Here is a 20,583-nt window from a genome sequence, read left to right as displayed (position 1 = left end):
GACCTAGGTCTATAGAGCCCATTCACCGAAGCTGTGCTAGGTTTCCTGACGTCGAGCGGAAAACAGTAAAAACTCCGTCAATAAATAAAGGTCGATGTACCAAAACATCGGTCGGGAAACCTAAACACATCTGGGAGGTACTTCTGATGAACAGAACACCAATGAAATCGAAATTTTTGCATTCCGTCTCTCTGGCCGGGATGCTGGTCGGCGCTACGGCCGTGACAGCACCGCATTGGGCCACGGCTCAGGAAGCCGATGAGGGTTACACCCTTGAGGAAATCACAGTCACCGCCCGCCGCCGGTCGGAAAGTCTGCAGAGTGTTCCGGTCGCTGTAACTGCTTTCAGCGGCGACAGCCTGGATAAAATCGGGGCGCAGGACATTACATATCTATCCCAGACAGTCCCCAACACGACGCTGGAAGTTTCCCGCGGCACCAACACCACCATCACCGCCTTCATGCGCGGTGTCGGTCAGCAGGATCCTGTAGCCGGTTTTGAGGCCGGTGTCGGCCTCTATATTGACGATGTATATCTCAACCGTCCGCAAGGTGCCGTGCTGGAAATTTATGATGTGGAGCGGATCGAGGTGCTGCGGGGTCCGCAAGGCACGCTTTACGGTCGCAATACAATCGGCGGCGCCATTAAATATGTGACAAAACGACTTGGCGACGAGCCTGAAGTCCGGGTCAAGGGCAGTGTCGGCACCTACATGCAGCTGGACGGCCTTCTATCCGCATCCGCACCTATCAGTGACAGTTTCAAACTGGGCGGTTCCTTCGGCTATTTCAGCCGCGACGGATTCGGTGAAAACATTTACAACGGCAAGGAACATTACGACAAGGACATCCTTGGTACGCGCCTGACCGCAGAATTCACCCCTTCCGACAATCTGCTCATCCGGGTCATGGGGGACTACACCAAAGATACCTCCAATGAAAAATCAGGTCATCGCCTGACCGTCGGCAACACATCAGGCGCTCCTGTCCTGGATGATGTTTTTGATACCCGTGCCGGTATTGAAGGCGAACAGAAAGTCACCCAAGGCGGCATCTCGGGTCTGATCGAATGGACTGTGAATGACGAGGTCACCTTTAAATCCATCACTGCATACAGGGAAGACGACACAACAACCCCCATCGATTTTGACAGCCTGCCGGCGCAGGATTTTGATGTTCCAGCTATATATACAAACGACCAGTTCAGCCAGGAGCTCCAGGTCCTCTATGAAGGTGAGAAACTGCAGGGCCTCGTCGGTTTCTATTACCTCAATGCTCATGCCTTTCACAGCTTCGATGTGGTCCTTGCCGGTCTCGGCGTTACCACCTACACACTGGGTGATATCGGCACAGATACGTGGGCTGTTTTCGCCGACTTCAGTTATGATCTGACAGAAACCTTCAGCATCAACCTGGGCGGCCGCTATACCAGCGACAAACGCGACGGCAGGGTCCTGCGCCAAACATACCTCGGTGTGAATTCACCCTTCTTCGGCAATGACGATGCCATCCTGATCGCCCAGCCTGCCGACTTTGACAAATCACGTACAGACGACAAGTTCACTCCCAAGGTAACCCTGAAGTGGCAGCCGAACGACGACCTGAACCTCTATGCCTCCTATTCCCAGGGTTTTAAAGGCGGCAGCTTCGACCCCCGTGGGGATGACCGCGCCGCTGACGGGTTCAAACCCGAAATCCTTACCAGTTACGAAATCGGCCTGAAATCCACGCTGGCAGGCGGTCGGGCGACCGTCAACATGGCTGCCTTCTACAGTGACTACAAAGACGTTCAGGTTCCCGGTTCAGTGGCTATTGACACTGACAACGACGGTACCGATGACAGCTTCGTGGGCACGGTGACCAACGCCGGTAAAGCGGAAATCTGGGGTTTTGAATTTGAAGGCACAGCCCTGCTTACCGAAAACCTCACCGCTGTTGCAAGTCTGGGTTACGTCAATGCGGACTATAAGGAATGGATCATTCAGGGTCTGGATGTGTCCGGCGACCGGGTTTTCCAGAACACCCCGGAATGGACCGGAAGCTTCTCCCTGAACTACGCCCGGGATCTGAAACTGTTTGACCATGATGGCACCCTCAACCTGATCGGCGCCATGTCTTTCCGCAGCAAAACCTATCAGTTCGAAACACCGATACCGCTTCTTGACCAGGACGGTTATGCCCTGGTGGACGCCAGCATTGTCTGGACGTCTGAAGAAAACGGGCTGCGGGTCGGACTGCACGGTAAAAACCTGACGGACAAGGAATATAAGGTCGCCGGTTACAACTTCCCGACGCTTGGTTTGGAAGGGGTGGTTTCCGCCTTCTACGGCAACCCGCGGACCTTCACCCTGACTGTGGATTATCGTTTCTAGAACTTTCCTCCCTGAACTTGCCTGCCAATTATCCCGGGGCGCCTGTCGCCCCGGTTTTTTTATGCCCCGGCCAGAAAGTGCCCTAGAAAGTCCCCGGGTAATCACCGCCGTCAATCAGCAGGTTCTGTCCGGTGATATAGCCGGCACGGGCGCTGCAGACAAAGGCACAGAGGACCCCGAATTCATCCGGATCGCCAAGCCGACCGGCCGGAAAGCTGTGCGCAAACATGTCTATGGCTTCCTGTTCGGAAATGCCGTCCCGGGTCGAGATCATGTCAAGAAGTGACGTCATGCGGTCGGTGGCAAACAATCCCGGCAGGATGTTGTTGATGGTCACATTGTTGGCCACGCCGTCCCGGGCGATGCCGGCAACAAATCCGGTCAGGCCAGCCCGGGCGCCGTTGGACAGACCAAGCGGCCTGAAGGGCGATTTGACCGCTGCACTGGTGATATTGACGATCCGGCCGAACTTGCGGCTGATCATGCCGTCAAAACATCTCCGGATCATTTCGATTGGGGCCAGCATATTGCCGTCCAGCGCCATGTGCCAGTCTTCACGGGACCAGTCCCGAAAATCCCCGGCCGGCGGCCCGGCCGCATTATTGACCAGTATATCCGGCCCCGGGCAGGCGGCAAAAATATCATCCTGCCCCTCAGGCGTTGTCACGTCGGCCGCCACTGCCGTGACCTTCACGCCATATCTCTCACGGATTTCAGTGGCACAGTCTTCCAGTGGTCCCTTTGTCCGGGCATTCAGGACAAGGTCCACACCAGCCGCCGCCAGATGTTCCGCACAGGCCCGGCCCAGTCCCTTGCTTGATGCACAGACAATGGCCTTGCGGCCCTTTATTCCGAGATCCATTTCTCATTCTCCCTGTTGGCTCCGTCTTTAATATCAAATTGCCCCGGCTAATGAAATGCCCTCCCGTTCACAGAAGTCCGGTTTCTTCGTTAAATTGACAATCAATTATATATTGTGCACAATATAATTGTTTAAAATCATTTTCAGGATCATACAGTATGTCAGACATTTACAGCATTCCGGTCACGAAGAAAAACGGCGAGGAAAGCACGCTCGCTGACTACAAAGGCAAAACCCTGCTGATCGTCAATACGGCCAGCAAATGCGGCTTCACCCCACAGTTTGACGGGCTGGAAACACTTTACCAGACATATCAGGATCAGGGACTTGAAATTCTCGGTTTTCCCTGCAACCAGTTCGGCAACCAGGATCCCGGCAGCCAGGATGAAATCGAAAGTTTCTGCAAGGTGAATTACGGGGTGACCTTCCCCATTTTCAAAAAGATTGACGTCAACGGGGAAAATGAAGCGCCGCTCTTCACCTGGCTCAAATCAAAAGCATCGGGTCTGTTCGGCAGCCGGAAAATCAAATGGAATTTTACCAAATTCCTTGTCGACCCCAGTGGCACAATCGTCAAACGCTATGCGCCGCTGACCAAACCGGAAAAGCTGTCCGGCGATATCAGGAAACTTCTGGGAAGTGGTTCATGACCGACCTTCCGGATGACGACAGCCTGCTCAGGCTGGAAAACCAGACCTGCTTCCGGCTCTATGCCGCATCACGGGCCATTACAAAGGTCTATCAGCCTTTACTGGCCGGAATTGACCTGACCTATCCCCAGTATCTTGTCATGCTGGTGCTGTGGCAGGAACGGGACGGGATTACCATCCGGGAACTGGGTCAGCGCCTGATGCTTGATTCGGGCACATTGAGCCCGCTTCTGAAAAGGCTGGCAACCAAGAGGCTTCTGGAGAAAAAAAGGGGAAAAAAAGACGAGCGAGAAGTTTATGTCAGCCTGACCGATGAAGGAACAGCGTTAAAGAAAAAAGCCCGGCAAATACCGGAATTCCTGCTGTGCCAGGCCCTGGAAAGGCAACTGCCTCTGCGCGAGATCAATGGGCGCCTTGATCAGCTTCTGGATTTCCTGGCGCCCAAACCTTTCAAAGACGTCGTTTGAAAACAAAAAATGCGGCAGGTTTGAGCCTGCCGCATTCTTCCAGAAACCAGTCTGTTTTTTAACTTGCAGAAAGTTTGCCTGCAGCCATACGGCCGTTGCGGCCTTCTTCCAGATCGTATGTAACTTTCTGACCCTCATCCAGGGAATCCAGTCCAGCCTGATGAACCGCAGTGATGTGTACAAACACATCTGCACCGCCGTCGTCCGGCTGAATGAATCCAAATCCTTTGGTGGGGTTAAACCATTTGACAGTACCAGTTGCCATTTATTCGTCCTTCATCTTGATCGTCTATTAACTTCACTGTACGCAATACACGCACTTGATTCTCCCCGGATCATTCCGGAAATATATTAAAAATCAGGAAGTTAGCGTATTTTCATGGTCCGAATTAGGCATATCTTCACTGTATTTTCACCCTATTTGTACTTTTTTTATAAGGATTTGGCAACCGGTCTTAATGTTCCAGAGCACTTAAACTTCACAAATTTCACAAAAACAGCAAATATTTTTAATATTAAGCAGGACAGACGTATCCGACGCCGGTCCCGCTGTCTTTACATCATTCGGCGATATGCCGTGTCTGTTCGGTAAACTCGTCATAGTGCTCCTGCCAGTCAGACCGTTTATTGGTCCGGCGCACCTGAACGGCTGTCACCTTGTATTCCGGGCAATTGGTCGCCCAGTCGCTGAGCTCCGTAGTCACCACATTGGCGCCGGTTTCCGGCATATGGAAGGTGGTATAGACCACACCCGGCTGCATTCGCTCTGAGATATGCGCCCTGAGGCTGATCCCCCCCATACGACTTTCCAGGGATACCAGTTCACCTTCAGCGATATTCCGCTCCTCCGCATCAAAGGGGTGAATTTCAAGGATATCCTCGGAATGCCAGATGTTGTTTTCTGTACGGCGGGTCTGGGCGCCGACATTATACTGGCTCAGGATACGACCGGTGGTTAGCAACAGTGGGAATTTGCGGGTGACCTTCTCTTTGGTCGGTACAAATTCAGTAATAACGAAATTGCCTTCGCCCCGGACAAACCCGCCGACATGCATGGTTTCGGTACCTTCGGGAGCCTCATCGTTACAGGGCCACTGGATACTGCCCAGACGATCGAGCTTGTCAAAGCTGATGCCGCTGAAGGTGGGTGTCAGGCGGGCGATTTCATCCATGATCTCGGACGCACTGTCATACTGCATGTCATAACCCATGGCACGCGCTATGCGACAGGTAATTTCCCATTCATCCATTCCCTGGCCGTCTGGTCCGTTGCGCGGCTGGAACGCCCGGCGCACCCGGCTCGTCCGGCGCTCGGCATTGATGAAGGTACCGTCTTTTTCGAGAAAGCTTGTGCCCGGCAGGAATATATGGGCAAACCGCGCTGTTTCATTAAGGAACAGGTCCTGAACGATCAGGCAATCAAGGTTGCGCATCGCGGCTTCTACATGATGGGTGTTGGGGTCGCTCTGGGCCACATCCTCACCCTGTATATACATGGCCTTGTATGTGCCCTCCACTGCCGCATCAAACATGCCGGGAATCCGCAGACCCGGTTCACCGTCCAGTTCCACGCCCCAGTCCTTTTCAAACAGGCTGCGTGTTGCCGTGTCAGACACAGAGCGATAACCCGGGAATTCGTGGGGGAATGACCCCATATCACAGGATCCCTGAACATTGTTCTGCCCACGTAATGGATTAACACCGGATCCTTCAAATCCAATATTGCCGGTTGCCATGGCCAGATTGGCCATACCCATCACCATGGTTGATCCCTGGCTGTGCTCGGTCACGCCAAGTCCATAATAAATGGCGGCGCGGCCTTCCCTGCCGTCATGGGCAGAGGCATACAACCGGGCCGCGGCACGGATATCCTCAGCCGGTACGCCGGTGATTTCCGCCACCTGTTCGGGGCTGTTTTCCGGACGCAGGACAAACTCCCGCCAAGCCTCATAGGCCTTCATATCGCAACGTTCACGGATATAATCTGTCTGCTCAAGTCCTTCACTGACGATGACATGAGCCAGTGCATTGATCATGGCCACATTGGTGCCCGGTTTCAGGGGCAGGTGATACTCTGCCTTGATGTGGGGATTCTTGACAAGGTCAATGGCCCGCGGATCAACAACGATCAGCTTTGCGCCCTGGCGCAGCCTGCGTTTCATTTGCGAGGCAAAGACCGGATGAGCATCGGTCGGGTTGGCCCCGATCACCAGGATCACATCTGCCTGCATGACACTGTCAAAGGTCTGGGTTCCCGCACTTGTTCCCAGGGTCTGGGCCAGACCATAACCGGTCGGGCTGTGGCAGACCCGGGCACAGGTATCCACGTTATTATTTCCGAAAGCCGCCCGGATCAGTTTCTGGACCACATAGACTTCCTCGTTGGTGCAGCGGGAAGATGTAATACCGCCAATGGATTTGCGGCCGTATTTATCCTGCACTTCCTTGAGGCGTCTGGCGCTATACTCGATGGCTTCATCCCAGCTTACTTCGCGCCAGGGGTCGGTGATCTTTTCCCGGATCATCGGGGAAGTCACCCGGTCGCTATGGGTCGCATAGCCCCAGGCAAATCGTCCCTTGACGCAGGAATGGCCGTGATTGGCCTTGCCGTCCTTCCAGGGCACCATGCGGACAACTTCGCTGCCCTTCATTTCCGCCTTGAAACCGCAGCCCACACCGCAATAGGCGCAGGTGGTAATCACGGAATGTTCCGGCTGCCCCATCTCAATGACGGAATCCTCCATCAGGGTCGCCGTCGGGCAGGCATCCACACAAGCGCCGCAGGACACACAGTCACTTTCCAGGAAGGATTGTTCCGCGCCCGCGGAAACATGACTGTCAAAACCACGGCCGCCGATGGTCAGGGCAAAAGTACCCTGGACTTCCTCGCAAGCCCGCACACAGCGGGAACAGACAATGCATTTGCTGGGATCAAAGGTGAAATAAGGATTGCTTTCATCCTTTTCCGCCTGCAGATGGTTTTCACCTTCATAGCCGTAACGGACATTGCGCAGACCGACCTGACCGGCCATATCCTGCAGTTCACAATCACCATTGGCCGAACAGGTCAGGCAATCCAGCGGATGATCGGAGATATAGAGCTCCATCACCCCTCGACGCACCCGGGCCAGTTTTTCATTTTCGGTAGTTACCTTCATGCCGTTTTCCGCCGGCAGGGTACAGCTTGACGGCAGGCCGCGACGGCCGTCCACCTGAACCACACAGAGACGACAGGAGCCGAACGACTCCAGTTTATCGGTGGCGCACAGTTTGGGAATATTGATCCCGGCCTCTGCCGCCGCCCGCATCACCGAGGTGCCTTCGGGTACGGTTATGCTGCGGCCATCGACTTCCAGCGTGATCTGTTTATCGCTGGTACGGGCCGGCGTTCCAAAGTCCTTGTCCCTGATCAGAGTCATCTTGTCTCACTCCGCTTGTGTATCGTGTGACCGGAAATCTTCCGGGAAATATTTCATGGCCGATTTTACCGGATAAGGGGTCATGCCGCCCATGGCGCACAGGGACCCGTCTTCCATCACTTCACATAAATCTTCCGTCAGCTGCAGGTTCTGCGTTGCGTGTTCGCCGCGGATGACTTTTTCCAGGGTTTCCATGCCCCGGACTGACCCGATCCGGCAGGGGGTGCATTTGCCACAGGATTCGATCTTGCAGAATTCAAAAGCGAAACGGGCCTGTTCGGCCATATCCACTGTATCGTCAAACACCACAATGCCGCCGTGACCGACCATCGCGCCTTCGGCAGCGAAGGATTCATAATCCATGGGCAGGTCAAATTGCTGTTCCGGCAGATAAGCCCCGAGGGGACCGCCCACCTGTACCGCCCGCGCCGGTCTGCCGCTGTGGGTGCCGCCGCCAAACTCTTCCATGAGTTCACGCAGGGTAACGCCAAAGGCTTTCTCCACAAGACCGCCCTGGCGGATATTACCGGCAAGCTGGAAGGTCATTGTACCACGAGAACGGCCCATTCCAAAATCTGCGTAAGTCTTGCCGCCGTTCGACAGTATGTACGGTACCGACGCCAGGGTAATCACATTATTGACTACGGTCGGCTTGCCGAACAGCCCCTCAATAGCCGGCAACGGCGGTTTGGCCCGCACCATGCCTTTTTTGCCCTCAAGGCTTTCCAGCATGCTGGTCTCCTCGCCGCAGATATAGGCGCCGGCGCCCTTACGGACTTCCACATCAAAGGACTTGCCGGAGCCCTGAATGTCCGCGCCGAGATATCCGGCCTCCCGCAGCACCTGCAGGGCTTCATTGAGGATTTCATGACACAGCGGATATTCGCTCCTGAGATAAATATATCCCTTGGTCGCGCCCACCGCCAAACCGGCAATGGTCATACCTTCCAGCAGGCAGAAGGGATCGCCTTCCATCAGCAGGCGGTCGGCAAAGGTGCCGCTGTCGCCTTCATCGGCGTTACAGGTAATATATTTCTGATCGGCCGGCGCATTCAGCACCGTATTCCACTTGATGCCTGCCGGAAAGGCCGCGCCGCCACGACCGCGCAGGCCCGACTCGGTGACTTCCCTGACGATATCCGCCGGAGCCATGGACAGGGCCTTTTGCAGGCCGGCAAAACCGCCGTTTGACCGGTAGTCCTCCAGGTTGAGAGGGTCAATCAGGCCAACCCGGGCAAAGGTCAGACGTTCCTGTTTCTTCAGATAGGGGATTTCTTCGGTCAGCCCCTGTTTCAGGGCATGCTCCCCGCCGTCCAGAAAACCGGCCTCGAACAGGCCCTTGACCTCTTCCGCCGTCACCGGACCATAGGCCACCCGGCCCTTTGCGGTTTCCACCTCGACCAGCGGCTCGAGCCAGCTCATGCCCCGGCTGCCGTTGCGGATAATTTCCAGCTCAAGTCCCCGGTCGGTGGCTTCATCAAAAATAGCTACAGTCACTTCATCAGCGTCAAGCGACAGGGCGGTCGTTTCAAGGGGAATATAGATTTTTACCGGCTCATTCACGACTGTTTCTCCCCGAGCAACTCTTTCAGTCTTTCCACGGTCAAACGGCCATAAACCCGGTTATCCAGCATGACATTGGGGCTGACGGCGCAGTTGCCCAGGCAATAGACCGGTTCCAGAGTGACTTCACCGTCTTTGGTCGTCTCCCCGAAATCAATACCAAGAATTTCCCTGGTCTTTTTGGTCAACTCGCGCGATCCCATGGCCTGGCAGGCTTCGGCCTGACAAATCTTCAGCACCCGCTTGCCGGTCGGATGATCATGGAAGTCATGATAAAAACTGACCACGCCATAGACCTCGGCCCGCGAAATATTAAAGGTCTTGGCCAGCGGCTCATAGACCTGCTCGTCAATATAACCAAAGGCCTCCTGCAGGGCGTGCAGGGCTTCAATCAGCCCGCCCTTCACATCGGCAAAATTCGCGATAATCTGGTCCGCACGTTGCGGATCCCAACTTTTCTGCATTACCCATCCACTCCCAAATACACCAGGCCAGGGTACAGATCGGCAAGATCTGCAGGCACTCCCTACCCCAGAAGATCGGCATGATGCTTCAAATGATCCTCGATGAAAGACTGAATAAAGAAATATCCATGATCATAGCCATCATGCCGCCTCAGTATTAGCTTCTGCTCCACCTGGGTGCAAGCCTCTTCGAACAATTCCGGTTTGAGCTGCTCCTCCAGGAACGGATCGCCCAGTCCCTGATCGACCAGTATTTCCGGACGAGCCGAAGCATCCCCCAGGGCCCGCATCAGTTCACAGGAATCATATTGCCGCCAGCCTTCCCGGTCCTCGCCGATATATCCGCTGAGCGCCTTGTGACCCCAGGGACAATTCATCGGGGAAACAATAGGCGCAAAAGCGGACACGGATTTATAGATATCCTGATTCTTGAGGTAAATGGTCAGGGCACCGTGACCACCCATGCTATGGCCGAATATTCCTAATTTATGGGAATCAACAGGAAATTCCTTCAGCACCAGTTCACGAAGCTCCCGGGTGATATAGCTGTACATCTGGAAATGGGGTTTCCACGGCTCTTCCGTGCTGTCCACATAGAAGCCTGCCCCCTGGCCCATGTCATAGCCTTCATCATCGGCAACACCGTCCCCGCGGGGTGAGGTGTCCGGTGCCAGAATGGCAAGACCCAGCTCAGCCGCCGCCCGGTAAGCCCCGGCCTTGGAGGTGAAATTATCCTCTGTACAGGTCAGCCCGGAAAGCCAGGTGACCAGGGGGACGGCCCCCTTGTCTGCCGCCGGCGGCAGAAAAAGAGAGAAACGCATCCGGCAGTTGGTCACAGCCGAGTCGTGCTCGCAATAAAGCACCCGGCCGCCAAAACAGCGATGTTCGGCAACAATAAGTTCAGACACCTGTTTTCCCCTTAATAAAGAACGACGCTACGGATACTTTCACCATGATGCATCAGGTCAAAACCCTTGTTGATGTCTTCCAGTGGCATGGTGTGGGTGATCAGATCGTCGATATTGATCTTGCCATCCATGTACCAGTCAACAATCTTCGGCACATCGGTACGGCCGCGGGCGCCGCCAAAGGCGGAACCGCGCCACACCCGGCCGGTGACCAGCTGGAACGGACGGGTGCAGATTTCCTGGCCGGCACCGGCGACCCCGATGATCACACTTTCGCCCCAGCCCTTGTGACAACATTCCAGCGCCTGGCGCATGGTGTTGACGTTGCCAATACATTCAAAGCTGTAATCGGCCCCGCCGTTGGTCAGGTCCTGAATAGCCTCAATCACATTGTCGCATTTTGACGGGTTGATAAAATCGGTCATGCCGAATTTCTTCGCCATTTCCACTTTGCCCTCATTCAGGTCAATACCGATAATCTTGTTGGCGCCGACCATACGGGCGCCCTGGATTACATTGAGACCAATCCCGCCGAGACCGAACACAACAACGTTGGAACCCGGCTCCACCTTGGCATCATAGACCACGGCGCCGACACCGGTGGTCACGCCACAGCCGATATAGCAAACCTTGTCAAAGGGGGCGTCTTTACGGATTTTCGCCAGCGCAATCGCCGGCAGAACCGTATAGTTGGAGAAAGTGGAACAGCCCATATAATGCAGGATCGGCTTGCCATCGAGGGAGAAACGGCTGGTGCCGTCCGGCATCACGCCCTTGCCCTGGGTTTCGCGGATGGACTGGCACAGGTTGGTCTTGGGATGCAGGCAGTAATCGCATTCCCGGCATTCCGGCGTATAGAGGGGAATCACATGGTCGCCGACGGACAGTGACGTCACGCCTTCGCCCACTTCCACCACAACACCGGCCCCTTCATGGCCGAGGATGGCCGGAAAGGCGCCTTCCGGATCGTCGCCAGAAAGGGTAAAGGCATCGGTATGGCAAATCCCGGTGGCTTTCAACTCCACCAGGACCTCGCCCTTGCGCGGGCCTTCGAGTTGTACAGTTTCAATAGACAGGGGGGCTCCGGCCTTAAAGGCCACGGCTGCGCGGGTTTCCATGACATCAGTCTCCTAATATTGGTTTGCTTTGGCGGACAAATTACATTGATTTCATAGACGCCACAATTTATTTATATTTCAACAAAGTGTTTCCATATGGAAACAATGGGAGAGAAATATGGACAATCGCTGGAACGGCATCATCGAATTTGTAAATGTGGTTGAAAGGGGCTCCTTCTCCGCTGCCGCCAAAAAACTCGACGTCTCCAAGTCCCATGTCTCCAAACAGATCCGCGCGCTGGAGGAAAGTCTCGGCGTGCAGCTTTTGCACCGGACCACCCGCAAACAGACCCTGACCAATCAGGGGGTGGACTTTTTCATGCGCTGCCAGAAAATCCTGCAGAACCTGGACGAGGCAAGGAATGCCCTGGGCGAGGAACTGACCACCCCGCGCGGTCAGATCAGGCTGACGGCAGCCGGCGCCTTCGGGGAGGAGTTCCTGTCCCCGGTCCTGGCCGATTTCCTGACCCTTTATCCGGAAGTGAATATCGAGGTCAGCTTCACCAACCGGCTGGTCGATATCCATGAAGAACATTTCGACCTGGCCATCCGGGCCGGGTTGCCGGAACGGGGGCACCTGTCTGCCGACAAACTGTACAGTTATCGCCTGGTGACCGCCGCGAGCCGATCCTATCTGGAAAAATATGGGATGCCGGAAACGCCGGGGGAGCTGGAAAATCACAACTGCCTGGTCGGCACCTTGCCCTACTGGCGGTTCCGGGACGGAGAGAACATCCGGGAAATCATTGTCCGCGGCAACTGGAAATCCAACAACGGCCGGGCGCTTATTAAAGCCGCAGAGGCCGGGCTCGGCGTTCTGCAGGTGCCGGAATTCTATCTGGATTATGCCCCGGCGGACAGCCTTGTTCCCCTGCTCCGGGACTACAGCCTCAGCAATGTGACCATGTGGGCCATGTATCCGTCCCAGCAATATGTGCCGCGCCGGGTCTCGCTGCTGATGGAATTTCTCAAACAGTCTTTAAAGGAAACCGGTGGACTCCGTAAAGGGATCTAATTCGCATATTGTTGTCTGAGAATATTTTTCTGCACCTTGCCCATGGTGTTACGCGGCAGTTCCGCCACCAGATGATAGCTTTTCGGATGTTTGAAACGGGCCAACTTTTTCGAGACAACTTCCCTGAGTGCCGCTTCGCTTATGGTTTCCGGGACTTCCGGCACCACAACGGCGATCACCGCCTCGCCGAAATCCGCATCCGGCACACCGATCACGGCTGACTCTTTGACCCCGTCAATGGCATCCAGGCAGGCTTCTATTTCCTTGGGATAGATATTAAGACCGCCGGAAATAATCAGATCCTTGGCCCGGCCTTCCAAGGTCAATCGGGCCTCGTCATCCAGGCTGCCCACGTCGCCGGTGATGAAAAAGCCGTCATCGCGGAATTCCTCGGAGGTTTTTTCCGGCATCTGCCAGTAGCCCTGGAAGATATTCGGTCCCCGGGCCTCGACAATACCGGTCTCTCCAGCCGGCAACAGATTGCCTTCCTCGTCAGCGATCCGCACCTCTATACCCGGCAGAGCAAAGCCCACCGTGCCGGCGATCCGTTCCCCGTCATAGGGATTGGAGGTAATCATACCAGCCTCGGTCATGCCATAGCGTTCCAGGATCCGGTGGCCGGTGCGGGCTTCGAACTCCCGATGCACCTGCGCGGTCATGGGGGCGGAACCGGAAATAAACAGGCGCATATTGGCACAGTCCTCTTTACCGAAATCCTCTTCCGCCAGCAGCCGGGTATAAAAAGTCGGCACCCCCATCAGGATGGTGCTTTCCGGAAGATATTTGCGGATCAGGCCCACTTCGTATTTTTCCAGAAAAATCACTTTTGATACATTAAGGAACGCCGTATGCAGGGCCACAAACAGCCCGTGCACATGAAACACCGGCAAGGCGTGCAGCAACACATCGCCGTCCTCAAAGGCCCAATAGTCAAGCAAGGTCAGGGCATTGCTGGAAAGGTTGCCGTGACTGAGCATGGCGCCCTTGGGTTTGCCGGTAGTGCCGGAGGTATAGAGGATCGCCGCCAGATCATCCTCTTCATAATCCTCGATGTCCGGATCCGGGTCGGTTGCCAGCGCCTCCGCCCAGAAGCAGTTTTCCGGCGAGGTGCCCATCAGCTTCAGAAAAGGCACGCAGGCATCAGCGGCCAGCTTTTCCGCCGCCTCTTCACCCTCCGGCCGACAGACAAAAATCTGCGGCCGCGCATCTTTCAGGAAATAGTCCACTTCCTCTGCCGTATAGGACGTGTTCAACGGAATAAAAATCGCGCCGGCCCGAAGGCATCCCAGATACAGCGCCACCGCCCCCACCGACTTGTCCACCTGCATCACCACCCGGGCGCCTGGGGTCACGCCATAACGCCTGAGCAGTCCGGCAAACCGGGCGCTCAAATCATCCAGGTCGCCGTAAGTCCATAACCCGCCCTCCGGCGTGACAATGGCCGGGCGATCCGTTTTCCCCTGCATACGCTGCTGGATAAGTTCGTAAAGATTGGCGGACATTTATGCAGGCTCCTCGAGGACAGAAATTCCGCTCAGAGACTAGCCTCCCCTCCGGGTAGGGGACAAGCAAAAACTGGGGCAGCCCCTTAAATCAATGTTAACCCTTACTAATATAATTTAAGGCAGATTTCTTTATAACATTTGTATCAGGGTTGTTTACCAAACGATGTCAGAACCTGTTTTCCAGCTTATCTATGTCAGCGCCGCCAGATCCGCAATATCGGAAAAAGAAATCATGGAAATCGTCAAGGATGCAAAAGATCGAAATTCCGCACGGAACATTACAGGTCTTCTGCTACATCACGATGGCAGTTTTCTACAGCTCCTGGAGGGGCCCGAGGATCAGGTAGCGAACGTTTTCGAAGCCATCCGCAACGACCGGCGGCATGGCGGTATCCGGGTTCTGCACAGGGACATCGCACCAAAAAGACTGTGCGCCGACTGGAGCATGGGGTACGGTCGCCCGCCGAGGGAATCCAAAGAAGAGGAACTGATGTTCCAGATCACCAGCCAGGACCTGAATCTCCGCTTGTCGGAAGAAAGCTCCGTTCTGGCACGCTCCCTTATCCGGTCATTTCTACATTTCATTTAACCTCCGCAAAGACCCCTCCCAAATATTTAGTCTGTTTCCTGAACGGAAAATCCGCACTATAAGCAGATCATAGAGACAAATCTTTATGGAACGAAAAATGAAAACCAGCGGACAATGCAACTCAAGATCGCTGATGTTTCAGGGCACGGGCTCCGATGTGGGCAAGTCGCTGATGGTGGCCGGCCTGTGCCGGGTTTTCCATAATCGCGGCCTGTCAGTCCGCCCCTTCAAGCCGCAGAATATGTCCAATAATGCGGCAGTAACCCGGGACGGCGGCGAAATAGGCCGGGCCCAGTGGCTGCAGGCACGGGCCGCGCAAGTTGACCCCACCGTTCATATGAATCCGGTTTTGCTCAAACCCCAGAGCGATATCGGCGCCCAGGTCGTGGTCCACGGAAAGGTTTACGGCATCGCCGGGGCCACAGATTACCAGACCCTGAAAAAGGACCTGTTAGCGGCCGTGATGGAAAGTTACCGGCTTCTGCAGGCGGAATGCGACCTTGTGCTGGTGGAAGGGGCCGGCAGCCCGGCTGAAGTCAATCTTCGCGCCAACGATATTGCCAACATGGGTTTCGCCCGGGAAGCCGACTGTCCGGTGGTTTTGGTTGGCGATATCGACCGGGGCGGGGTCATTGCCAGCCTGGTCGGCACCGCCGAGCTTCTGGAACCCGAAGACCGGGAAATGGTGGCGGGCTTTCTCATCAATAAATTCCGCGGCGATCTCAGCCTGTTTGACGACGGCTATAAAATCATCGGGGAACGCACCGGCTGGCCCGGCTTCGGCACCCTGCCCTTCTGGCTGGATGCGGCGAAACTTCCGGCCGAGGACGCGGTGGTTCTGGAACAGTCAACAGATCGTGAAAAGAGACAGATCCATATCATTATTCCGATGCTGAGCCGCATTTCCAATTTTGACGATTTCGATCCCCTGAAGGCGGAAGAGGATGTGTTTGTGGAGTTTGTTCCACCCGGAAAGCCGCTGCCCCGCGAGGCCGATGTGATCATCCTGCCCGGCACAAAATCAACCATTGCCGACCTCGACTTCCTGCGCTGCCAGGGCTGGGACAGGGATATCGAGGCCCATCTGCGCCATGGCGGCCGGATACTTGGTATCTGCGGCGGCTTCCAGATGCTGGGGCGAGAGCTTTCCGACCCGGAGGGGATCGAAGGCCCGGCCCAAACCGTGCAAGGTCTTGGCCTGCTGGATAGTGAAACCGTCTTCACTGACGATAAACGGCTGATGGAAGTCACCGGTATCCATCTTCCGCTCAACAGGCCGGTGCACGGTTATGAGATGCATATGGGCCGCACCACGGGCCCCGACTGCGACCGTCCGTTGCTTGATCTCGGCCGCGCAAAAGACGGCGCCCGTTCGGCCGACGGTCTTGTCGAAGGCTGTTACCTGCATGGCCTGTTTGCTGATGATGATTTCCGCGCCGCCTGGCTTGCCACCCTGAAGCAGGGCCGCACCTCGGGGATACATTTTCAGGGACAGGTCGACCGGCTTCTGGACGGTCTTGCTGACCATATGGAAAGCTGGCTCGATATTGACGGCCTGCTGGCGTCAGCCCGCTGAAACCAGGGCCATAAATTGTTCCATCATCTGCCGGAGCACCGGCCGAAGCCGTTCTGCTTTCCCTACCTCAAAAGCATAGGGCTGGTCTTCCTGCATATAGGTGGCTTGGGAAATTTCCATCTGCACCGCATGGATCTTTCGGGCCGGATCGCCGTAGTGCCGGGTGATATAGCCACCCTTGAAGCGGCCATTCATGACGGTTGTGTACTTGCTGGCCAGTCCGATCTCCAGAAGTTCGGCCGCAACATTCACAGCACAGGCCAAGCCGGCACCAGTGCCGATATTGAGGTCCGGCAGTTGCCCGTCAAAAAAGCGCGGCACATGACTTCTGATCGAATGAGCGTCCCACAGCAAGGCATAGCCATATTTGGCTCTGATCCGTTCCAGTTCCTGCCGCAGCTTGTCGTGATAGGGCCGCCAGTAAAGCCCGATCCGCGCCGCTACCTCCTGTTCACCGACCGGCTGCCCGTTCCTGTAAATCGGCAGATTGTCAAACATACTGCTGGGACATATTTCCGTCTCGCTCTGGCCCGGATAGAGCACCGCGCCTTCCGCATCCCGGTTCAGATCAACCACATAGCGGCTGTAGCGGGCCCGGATCACCGGCAGATCCATGTCGCCCAGGAAATCATAGAGCCGGTCCACATGCCAGTCCGTATTCGGTACGCCGAGGGCTTCCTCTGTCAGGCGCCCGGCAATATCCGCCGGGATTTCCGTACCCACATGGGGCATACTGACCAGAAGCGGCCCGCTGCCAGGTGAGAAATAAAAGATATCAGCCGTCATTACCGATTCTCCTCGTCCGGCAGTATCCGTTCAGCAACGGCAACAAATTCACCCGCCAGCACCATCTCTGTAATCTTCTGCAGATCGGGGGCAAAACTGCGGTCCCGGTCATAAAATGCCACCTCTTCCCGAATCCGGTCATGATAGATCTGCAGGGCCGGTGACGTCTTCAGCGGCCGGTGGAAATCGATGCCCTGGGCCGCCGCCAGAAGCTCGATACCCACCACGGTGGCCGCATTGCGAGCCATTTCTCCGGTGCGCCGGGCACCATAGGTCGCCATGCTCACATGATCTTCCTGATTGGCGGAAGTCGGCAGACTGTCGACACTGGACGGATGGGCCATGGTCTTGTTTTCCGAGACCAGCGCCGCCGCCGTCACCTGGGCGATCATAAAACCTGAATTGAGGCCGCTGTCCTGCACCAGGAAAGCCGGCAGGCCGCTCATCTTCGGATCCACCAGGATGGCCGTGCGCCGTTCCGACAGGGCGGCGATCTCCGAGACCGCCATCGCCAGCATGTCGGCGGCAAAGGCCACAGGTTCCGCATGAAAATTGCCGCCGGAAATCACATCCCCCTCGCGGGAGAAAATCAGCGGGTTGTCGGTTACGGCGTCAGCTTCCCTCAGCAGGGTCGCCCCCGCCTGCCGCATCAGATCCAGACAGGCGCCCATCACCTGGGGCTGACAGCGCAGACTATAGGGGTCCTGCACCTTGGAACATTTTTCATGAGAGGTCAGTATTCCGCTTCCTTTCAGAAGCGCAGGATAGAGAGTCGCCACATCGCGCTGGCCCGGCTGCCGCCGGATCTGGTGAATGCGGTCGTCGAAGGGCGCCACACTGCCCTTGAGCGCATCCAGGGACATGGCCCCGGCGACGACCGCCGCGCCGAAGACCTTTTCAATATCAAACAGGGCAGACAGGGCCAGCGCCGTCGACACCTGGGTGCCGTTGAGAATCGCCAGGCCTTCCTTGGCTTTCAGTTGCAGGGGTTTCAGACCGGCCTTGTCCAGCGCCACCGGCGCGGGAAGTTTCTCGCCGTCCAGACGAATGAACCCCTCACCCATCAGCGCGCCGGCATAATGGGCCAGCGGTGCGAGGTCACCGGACGCCCCGACCGATCCCTTTTCCGGGATGCAGGCAACAAGTCCCGCATTATGAAAGGCAATCAGATGTTCCACCAGTTCCCGGCGCACGCCTGAATAGCCCTGGGACAAGCTGGAAAGTTTGAGCACGGAAATCAGACGCACCACATTATCGGGCAGGTCATTACCGACACCGCAGCTATGGGACAGTACAAGGTTTTTCTGCAGATCATCCAGTTGATGGGGCGGGATTCCCGTACTGGCCAAAAGGCCAAAACCGGTGTTGATGCCGTATGCCGTATCATGGCCTTCAATGATCTTTTCAACTGTAGCCCGGGACCGTTCAATTTGCTGCCAGGCACCGTCGGCAAGCTCGATGGTGCAGTAACCGGCACAGATCCGCCGCAAATCCGCAAATGTCAGTTTGCCGGGATGGAGAACAAAATTTGACGTCATGGCCTCATTTTCCCCCGTTTGTCTCGCTGGCACCCGTAATCATCGGCAGGTTCAGCCCCTTTTCGCGGGCGCAGTCGATGGCGATGTCATAACCCGCATCCGCATGGCGCATCACACCGGTCGCCGGGTCATTCCACAATACCCGGCCGACTTTTTCCGCCGCTTCATCCGTGCCGTCACACAGCACCACTACGCCGGAGTGCTGGGAAAAGCCCATGCCGACCCCGCCGCCGTGGTGCAGGCTGACCCATGTCGCCCCGCTCGCCGTGTTCAGAAGGGCATTGAGCAACGGCCAGTCGGAAACCGCGTCGGAGCCGTCCTTCATGGCTTCCGTTTCCCGGTTGGGGCTGGCCACCGATCCTGAGTCCAGATGATCCCGTCCGATCACCACCGGCGCCGACAGTTCGCCGTTTTTCACCATTTCGTTAAAGGCCAGACCGAGCCGGTGCCGGTCACCAAGTCCGACCCAGCAGATCCGCGCCGGCAGGCCCTGGAACTGAATGCGCTCCCGCGCCATATCCAGCCAGTTATGCAGTTGCGGATTGTCGGGGATCAGTTCCTTGACCTTCTGGTCCGTCTTGTAGATATCCTCCGGATCTCCGCTTAAGGCCGCCCAGCGGAACGGACCAATGCCCTTGCAGAACAGGGGCCGCACATAGGCCGGGACAAAACCCGGGAAGGCAAAGGCGTTTTTCACCCCCTCGTCAAAAGCCATCTGGCGGATGTTATTGCCGTAATCAAAAGTGGGGATACCCATCTCATGAAAAGCCAGCATGGCCTCCACATGAATCGCCATGGACTTGCGGGCTTCTTTTTCCGTGGTTTTGGGATCGCTCAGGCGCATGCGCTCCCACTGCTCCACCGTCCAGCCCAGCGGCAGATAACCGTTGACCGGATCATGGGCCGAGGTCTGGTCGGTCACCGCATCGGGCTTGATCCCGCGCCGGACCATTTCCGGGATGATATCCGCCGCATTGCCGAGAAGACCGACGGACAGGGCGCGACCTTCGGCACAGGCCCGGTTGATTTTCTCCATGGCCTCGTCCAGGGTTTCGGCCCGCTCGTCCAGATAGCCGGTACGCAGGCGAAAATCGATGCGGTCCGACTGACATTCTATGGCCAGCATGCTGGCCCCGGCCATGGTTGCCGCCATCGGCTGGGCCCCGCCCATGCCGCCAAGACCCGCTGTCAGTATCCATTTACCAGCAAGATCGCCGGCGTAAGACTGCCGGCCCATTTCCACAAAGGTTTCATAGGTGCCCTGGACAATGCCCTGGCTGCCAATATAGATCCAGCTGCCGGCGGTCATCTGGCCGTACATCATCAGGCCCTTTTTATCCAGTTCGTTGAAATGATCCCAGGTCGCCCAGTGCGGCACCAGGTTTGAGTTTGCGATCAGCACCCGGGGTGCGCCCTCATGGGTGCGGAAAATGCCGACCGGCTTGCCCGACTGCACCAGCAGGGTTTCATCTCCTTCAAGTTCCTTCAGGCTTTTGACGATGCCGTCGAAACAATCCCAGTTGCGGGCCGCCTTGCCGATGCCGCCATACACCACCAGTTCCTCGGGATGTTCCGCCACATCGGGATCAAGGTTGTTCATCAACATACGCAGGGGCGCTTCCGTGGCCCAGCTTTTGGTATTCAGGGTTGTCCCCGTCGGGGCCTTTACAGTTCTCACATTTTTTGTGTTCATTTTTCTATACCTGTCTATACAAGTTGATTTGTTAAATATCCCCACCGGGCTTGCCTAC

General features: G+C 56.3%; 17 protein-coding genes. 6 read left to right on the top strand and 11 right to left on the bottom strand.

Annotated features, from left to right (window positions below):
• Positions 1-146 precede the first annotated feature (146 nt).
• Positions 147-2,372, top strand: coding sequence for a TonB-dependent receptor (locus ACORNT_RS05275; RefSeq protein ID WP_321396355.1), 2,226 nt, complete (start codon positions 147-149; stop codon positions 2,370-2,372).
• A gap of 82 nt (positions 2,373-2,454) precedes the next feature.
• On the opposite strand, the gene ACORNT_RS05270 is transcribed toward ACORNT_RS05275, so the two are convergent.
• Positions 2,455-3,234 carry an SDR family oxidoreductase gene (locus tag ACORNT_RS05270; RefSeq protein WP_321396352.1) on the bottom strand — a complete coding sequence of 260 codons (780 nt, stop codon included), beginning with the start codon at positions 3,232-3,234 and terminating at the stop codon, positions 2,455-2,457.
• Positions 3,235-3,392: 158 nt separating this feature from the next.
• Between ACORNT_RS05270 and ACORNT_RS05265 the strand changes: the two genes are divergently transcribed.
• Both ACORNT_RS05265 and ACORNT_RS05260 read left to right on the top strand, forming a co-directional pair.
• A complete protein-coding gene (locus ACORNT_RS05265) occupies positions 3,393-3,884 on the top strand; it encodes a glutathione peroxidase (protein WP_321396349.1) in 492 nt (163 codons plus the stop codon).
• Complete coding sequence (locus tag ACORNT_RS05260) at positions 3,881-4,351, top strand: MarR family transcriptional regulator (RefSeq protein WP_321396346.1); 471 nt, start codon at positions 3,881-3,883, stop codon at positions 4,349-4,351. Before ACORNT_RS05265 ends, ACORNT_RS05260 begins: the two co-directional genes overlap by 4 nt.
• Before the next feature lie 58 nt (positions 4,352-4,409).
• Here the strand turns inward: ACORNT_RS05260 and ACORNT_RS05255 are convergent, their stop codons facing one another.
• The 6 genes from ACORNT_RS05255 to ACORNT_RS05230 all read right to left on the bottom strand — a co-directional run bounded on the left by ACORNT_RS05255 (position 4,410) and on the right by ACORNT_RS05230 (position 11,823).
• Positions 4,410-4,616, bottom strand: a complete 207-nt coding sequence (locus tag ACORNT_RS05255) for a cold-shock protein (RefSeq protein WP_321396343.1) — start codon at positions 4,614-4,616, stop codon at positions 4,410-4,412.
• 295 nt (positions 4,617-4,911) lie between these two features.
• Positions 4,912-7,770, bottom strand: a complete 2,859-nt coding sequence (gene fdhF / locus ACORNT_RS05250; RefSeq protein WP_321396340.1) for a formate dehydrogenase subunit alpha — start codon at positions 7,768-7,770, stop codon at positions 4,912-4,914.
• Between the two features lie 6 nt (positions 7,771-7,776).
• Positions 7,777-9,333 (bottom strand): NADH-quinone oxidoreductase subunit NuoF, encoded by a 1,557-nt coding sequence (locus ACORNT_RS05245; protein WP_321396337.1) that lies wholly within the window; start codon positions 9,331-9,333, stop codon positions 7,777-7,779.
• Positions 9,330-9,797 carry a formate dehydrogenase subunit gamma gene (locus ACORNT_RS05240; protein WP_321396334.1) on the bottom strand — a complete coding sequence of 156 codons (468 nt, stop codon included), beginning with the start codon at positions 9,795-9,797 and terminating at the stop codon, positions 9,330-9,332. The genes ACORNT_RS05245 and ACORNT_RS05240 overlap by 4 nt, the downstream gene beginning before the upstream one ends.
• Positions 9,798-9,859: 62 nt before the next feature.
• Positions 9,860-10,705 (bottom strand): S-formylglutathione hydrolase, encoded by an 846-nt coding sequence (gene fghA / locus ACORNT_RS05235; protein WP_321396331.1) that lies wholly within the window; start codon positions 10,703-10,705, stop codon positions 9,860-9,862.
• A gap of 11 nt (positions 10,706-10,716) precedes the next feature.
• A complete protein-coding gene (locus ACORNT_RS05230) occupies positions 10,717-11,823 on the bottom strand; it encodes an S-(hydroxymethyl)glutathione dehydrogenase/class III alcohol dehydrogenase (protein ID WP_321396328.1) in 1,107 nt (368 codons plus the stop codon).
• 118 nt (positions 11,824-11,941) lie between these two features.
• Between ACORNT_RS05230 and ACORNT_RS05225 the strand changes: the two genes are divergently transcribed.
• A complete protein-coding gene (locus ACORNT_RS05225) occupies positions 11,942-12,838 on the top strand; it encodes a LysR family transcriptional regulator (protein WP_321396325.1) in 897 nt (298 codons plus the stop codon).
• Here ACORNT_RS05225 and ACORNT_RS05220 read toward each other — a convergent pair.
• A complete protein-coding gene (locus ACORNT_RS05220; RefSeq protein WP_321396322.1) occupies positions 12,835-14,340 on the bottom strand; it encodes an AMP-binding protein in 1,506 nt (501 codons plus the stop codon). The genes ACORNT_RS05225 and ACORNT_RS05220 overlap by 4 nt on opposite strands.
• A gap of 166 nt (positions 14,341-14,506) precedes the next feature.
• Between ACORNT_RS05220 and ACORNT_RS05215 the strand changes: the two genes are divergently transcribed.
• Together ACORNT_RS05215 and ACORNT_RS05210 are read left to right on the top strand one after the other, a co-directional pair.
• Positions 14,507-14,932 carry a BLUF domain-containing protein gene (locus tag ACORNT_RS05215; RefSeq protein WP_321396319.1) on the top strand — a complete coding sequence of 142 codons (426 nt, stop codon included), beginning with the start codon at positions 14,507-14,509 and terminating at the stop codon, positions 14,930-14,932.
• Positions 14,933-15,029: 97 nt separating this feature from the next.
• A complete protein-coding gene (locus tag ACORNT_RS05210) occupies positions 15,030-16,508 on the top strand; it encodes a cobyric acid synthase (protein ID WP_321396316.1) in 1,479 nt (492 codons plus the stop codon).
• Here the strand turns inward: ACORNT_RS05210 and hutG are convergent.
• The 3 genes from hutG to hutU are packed head-to-tail and all read right to left on the bottom strand — an operon-like array spanning position 16,497 to position 20,525.
• On the bottom strand, positions 16,497-17,294 hold the full coding sequence (gene hutG, locus ACORNT_RS05205; protein WP_321396313.1) for an N-formylglutamate deformylase: 798 nt from the start codon (positions 17,292-17,294) through the stop codon (positions 16,497-16,499). The two genes, ACORNT_RS05210 and hutG, sit on opposite strands and share 12 nt — an antisense overlap.
• Positions 17,294-18,832, bottom strand: a complete 1,539-nt coding sequence (gene hutH / locus ACORNT_RS05200; RefSeq protein ID WP_321396310.1) for a histidine ammonia-lyase — start codon at positions 18,830-18,832, stop codon at positions 17,294-17,296. Before hutH ends, hutG begins: the two co-directional genes overlap by 1 nt.
• A gap of 4 nt (positions 18,833-18,836) precedes the next feature.
• Positions 18,837-20,525, bottom strand: coding sequence for a urocanate hydratase (hutU, locus tag ACORNT_RS05195; protein WP_321396307.1), 1,689 nt, complete (start codon positions 20,523-20,525; stop codon positions 18,837-18,839).
• Positions 20,526-20,583 lie beyond the last annotated feature (58 nt).

The sequence above is a fragment of the Emcibacter sp. genome (assembly GCF_963675455.1).
Taxonomy (GTDB): domain Bacteria; phylum Pseudomonadota; class Alphaproteobacteria; order Sphingomonadales; family Emcibacteraceae; genus Emcibacter.
Note: the sequence above shows the minus strand (reverse complement) of the source record. Positions and strands in the feature narration are given on the sequence as shown.

Coding starts and splice junctions, on each gene's coding strand:
- ACORNT_RS05255 (WP_321396343.1), bottom strand. CDS start 4,616: ATGGCAACTGGTACTGTCAAATGGTTTAACCCCACCAAAGGATTTGGA.
- ACORNT_RS05260 (WP_321396346.1), top strand. CDS start 3,881: ATGACCGACCTTCCGGATGACGACAGCCTGCTCAGGCTGGAAAACCAG.
- ACORNT_RS05225 (WP_321396325.1), top strand. CDS start 11,942: ATGGACAATCGCTGGAACGGCATCATCGAATTTGTAAATGTGGTTGAA.
- hutG (WP_321396313.1), bottom strand. CDS start 17,294: ATGACGGCTGATATCTTTTATTTCTCACCTGGCAGCGGGCCGCTTCTG.
- ACORNT_RS05230 (WP_321396328.1), bottom strand. CDS start 11,823: ATGGAAACCCGCGCAGCCGTGGCCTTTAAGGCCGGAGCCCCCCTGTCT.
- ACORNT_RS05265 (WP_321396349.1), top strand. CDS start 3,393: ATGTCAGACATTTACAGCATTCCGGTCACGAAGAAAAACGGCGAGGAA.
- ACORNT_RS05275 (WP_321396355.1), top strand. CDS start 147: ATGAACAGAACACCAATGAAATCGAAATTTTTGCATTCCGTCTCTCTG.
- ACORNT_RS05270 (WP_321396352.1), bottom strand. CDS start 3,234: ATGGATCTCGGAATAAAGGGCCGCAAGGCCATTGTCTGTGCATCAAGC.
- ACORNT_RS05215 (WP_321396319.1), top strand. CDS start 14,507: ATGTCAGAACCTGTTTTCCAGCTTATCTATGTCAGCGCCGCCAGATCC.
- ACORNT_RS05240 (WP_321396334.1), bottom strand. CDS start 9,797: ATGCAGAAAAGTTGGGATCCGCAACGTGCGGACCAGATTATCGCGAAT.
- ACORNT_RS05210 (WP_321396316.1), top strand. CDS start 15,030: ATGAAAACCAGCGGACAATGCAACTCAAGATCGCTGATGTTTCAGGGC.
- ACORNT_RS05220 (WP_321396322.1), bottom strand. CDS start 14,340: ATGTCCGCCAATCTTTACGAACTTATCCAGCAGCGTATGCAGGGGAAA.
- hutH (WP_321396310.1), bottom strand. CDS start 18,832: ATGACGTCAAATTTTGTTCTCCATCCCGGCAAACTGACATTTGCGGAT.
- fdhF (WP_321396340.1), bottom strand. CDS start 7,770: ATGACTCTGATCAGGGACAAGGACTTTGGAACGCCGGCCCGTACCAGC.
- hutU (WP_321396307.1), bottom strand. CDS start 20,525: ATGAACACAAAAAATGTGAGAACTGTAAAGGCCCCGACGGGGACAACC.